This is a genomic window from Streptomyces sp. NPDC028991 (genome assembly GCF_055564775.1).
In genome coordinates this window covers 1-3,598 of sequence record NZ_JBVHVP010000064.1, presented here as the reverse complement: position 1 = coordinate 3,598, position 3,598 = coordinate 1, and the positions used below count along the sequence as shown (strand labels likewise).

General features: G+C 74.7%; 1 protein-coding gene. It reads left to right on the top strand.

The genetic code is table 11. From position 1 onward, the window contains the following. On the top strand, window positions 1-3,598 hold a 3,598-nt coding region (locus ACZ4V1_RS35815; protein ID WP_468345340.1), incomplete at both ends, for an SDR family NAD(P)-dependent oxidoreductase.

The window sequence follows — 3,598 nt, the reverse complement described above, 5'->3', positions numbered from 1 at the left end:
GGGCGAGGCGTGGGCGCTGGGCGCCGGCGTCGACTGGGACACGTACTACGAAGGCGTCCGGCCCCACCGCGTCGACCTCCCCACCTACCCCTTCCGTCGTGAGTGGTACTGGCTGACGCCCGCGGAGCCGGCCGTCACCGCGTCCGGCGGTGACAGCGCGGACGGCGAATTCTGGTCGGCCGTCGAGAGCGGCGACATCACCCGGCTCTCGTCCGTCCTGGAAGTCACCGGGGACGACGTCGAGGCCTTCGGTACGCTGCTGCCCGCGCTGGCGTCCTGGCGCCGCCGCCGTACCCTGCGCTCGACCCTGGACGGCTGGCGCTACCGCGTCACCTGGACCACGCTGACCGGCGCCGACGGCACCGTGCCCGGCGGCCGCTGGCCGGCACTCGTCCCCGCCGGACACGCCGACGACCCGTGGGTGGCCGACGTGCTGGGGGCCCTGGCCGCCCGCGGGCTGCGCATCGAACGCCACGACCTCACCGGCGACGAGGACACCGCCGCCCTCACCGCCCTCCTCACCACGGGCACGGGCGACGGCTCGGACACCGACTGCGACGCGCCCACCGGAGTGCTCTCCCTGCTCGCGCTCGACGAACGCCCCCACCCCGACCACCCCGCCGTACCGCGCGGCCTCGCCGCCGCCAAGGACCTTGTACACGCCCTGTCCGGCACCGGGGCCCGGGTGTGGGCCCTGACCCGGGGCGCCGTCTCGGTCGACGGCCGCGACCCGCTGACCTCGCCGGTCCAGGCCGAGACGTGGGGTTTCGGCCGGGCCGTAGCCCTGGAGCTGCCCGACGTCTGGGGCGGCCTCGCCGACGTTCCCGTGGAGCCCGGCGCCCGGTGCCTCGCCCGGCTCGCCGCTCTCCTCGGTGGCGACGAGGACCAGATCGCCGTACGGACTTCCGGCGCGTACGCCCGCCGCCTGGCCCGCATGCCACTCCCCGAGCCGACCGCTGCCGCCGAGAGCCCGGCGGACGTGACCGCGACGACCGCCGAGGACGACGGGCTCGGCGGCTGGGGCGACCACCACACCGTCCTGATCACCGGCGGTACCGGCGCGCTCGGCGCCCATGTCGCCCGCTCGCTGGCCGCCCACGGCGCCCGCCACCTCGTCCTCACCAGCCGCCGCGGCCCCGACGCCCCCGGCGTGTCCGAACTGGTGGCGGAGCTTGCCGGCCTCGGCGCCCGGGTCACCGTCGCCGACTGCGACGTGGCCGACCGCGACTCCCTCACCCGCCTCCTGGCCACCGTTCCCGCCGAACTGCCCCTCACCGGTGTCGTGCACGCCGCCGGCGTCCTCGACGACGGTGTCCTCGGCTCCCTCACCCTGGACCGCTTCGAGGCGGTGCTCCGCCCGAAGACCGCCGGCACCGCCCACCTGCACGAACTGACCCGCGACCACCCGGTCACCCTGTTCGTGCTGTTCTCGTCGATCGTCGGCGTCCTCGGCAACGCCGGACAGGCCAACTACGCCGCCGCCAACGCCTACCTGGACGCCGTCGCCGAACAGCGGCGAGCCGAGGGCCTGCCCGTCACCTCCGTGGCCTGGGGCCCGTGGGCGGACGCCGGCATGGCCACCGCCGACGTGCTCGCCGACCGGATGAGCCACGACGGCCTCGCCCCCATGGCCCCCGAGACCGCCGTCACCGCGTTGCGCGCCGCCGTCGCCGAGGACGCCCCGCACACCACCGTCGTCGACGTGGACTGGCGCTCGTACACCTCCGTGATGACGGCGGCCCGGCCCAGCCCGCTCGTCCGGGACCTGCCGGAGGTCCGCCGCGCCCTGGAGGCGGTCGCCGCCGCGGTGCCCGGCACCCACGCCCTGCGCGACCGGCTGCGCACCCTCACGCCCGCCGAGCAGGACCGTCTGCTCACCGACCTGGTCCGGGCCGAGGTCGCCACCGCCCTGCGGTACTCCTCGCCGGACGCGGTCGACGTCAACCGCGCCTTCAAGGACCTGGGCTTCGACTCGCTGACCGCCGTGGAGGTCCGCAACCGGATCACCACCGCCACCGACGTCAAGCTCCCCACCACCCTGCTCTTCGACTACCCGAACACCACAGCGGTCGTCGCACACCTGCGCACCCAGATGCTCGGCGAGGACCGCACCGCCGCCGCGCCCGTGGTGGTGTCCGCGGGCGCCACCGACGAGCCGATGGCCGTCGTCGCGATGGCCTGCCGCTTCCCCGGCGGCGTCACCACGCCCGAGGAACTGTGGGACCTGATGGCGGCCGAGCTGGACGTCGTGTCCACCCCGCCCGAGGACCGCGGCTGGGACCTGGACTCGATGTACGACCCGGACCCCGACCGGCAAGGCACCACGTACAGCCGCGAGGGCGGCTTCATCCGGGACGTCGCCGGATTCGACCCGGCGTTCTTCGGGATCTCCCCGCGCGAGGCCCTCGCCATGGACCCGCAGCAGCGGCTGCTCCTGGAGACCTCCTGGGAGACCTTCGAGCGTGCCGGCATCGACCCGGGAACCCTGCGCAACAGCGCCACCGGCGTCTTCGTCGGCAGCATCACCACCGACTACCAGGTCCGGCTCGGCGGTGCCGCCGCCCAGGAGCAGCTCGCCGGTCACCTGATGACCGGCAACGCCTCCAGCATCGCCTCGGGCCGTCTCTCCTACACGTACGGCTTCGAGGGACCCGCCGTCACCATGGACACCGGCTGCTCCTCCTCGATGGTGGCCCTGCACCTGGCGCTCCAGTCGCTGCGCACCGGCGAGTGCACCATGGCGCTGGCCGGCGGCGTCACCGTCATGTCCACACCCGAGCCGTACGTGGAGTTCTCCCGGCAGCGCGGTCTGGCCGCCGACGGCCGCTGCAAGGCCTTCGCGGAGGGCGCCGACGGCATGGGCTTCGCCGAGGGCGTCGGCCTGGTGCTCCTCGAACGGCTCTCCGACGCGCGCCGCAACGGCCACCCCGTGCTCGCGGTGGTCCGTGGCTCGGCCCTCAACCAGGACGGCGCCTCCAACGGCCTGACCGCCCCCAACGGCCCCTCCCAGCAGCGCGTCATCCGCCAGGCCCTCGCCAACGCGGGCCTCATCCCCGGTGAGGTCGACGCCGTCGAGGCGCACGGCACCGGCACCCCGCTCGGCGACCCGATCGAGGCGCAGGCCATCCTCGCCACCTACGGCCAGCACCGGGCCCCCGAACAGCCGCTGCTCCTCGGCTCCCTGAAGTCGAACATCGGCCACACCCAGGCCGCCGCCGGCGTCGCCGGCATGATGAAGATGATCCTGGCGATGCGGCACGGCATCCTGCCCAAGAGCCTGCACATCACCAACCCGACCCCGGTGGTCGACTGGTCCAGCGGCGCCGTCCGGCTCCTGACCGAGGCCACCCCGTGGCCGGAGACCGGCCGTCCGCGCCGCGCCGGAGTCTCCTCCTTCGGTATCAGCGGCACCAACGGTCACCTCATCCTGGAGCAGGCACCCGAGCCCGAGCCCACGGACGACGCGGAGTCCGCCACCGACCCCGCTGAGGACACCACCGCCACCGAGGGTGTGTGGTGGCCGTGGGTGGTGTCGGGTAAGTCGCGTGTGGCGGTGGGGGAGCAGGCGGCGCGGTTGGCGGCTTCGGTGCGCGGGTCC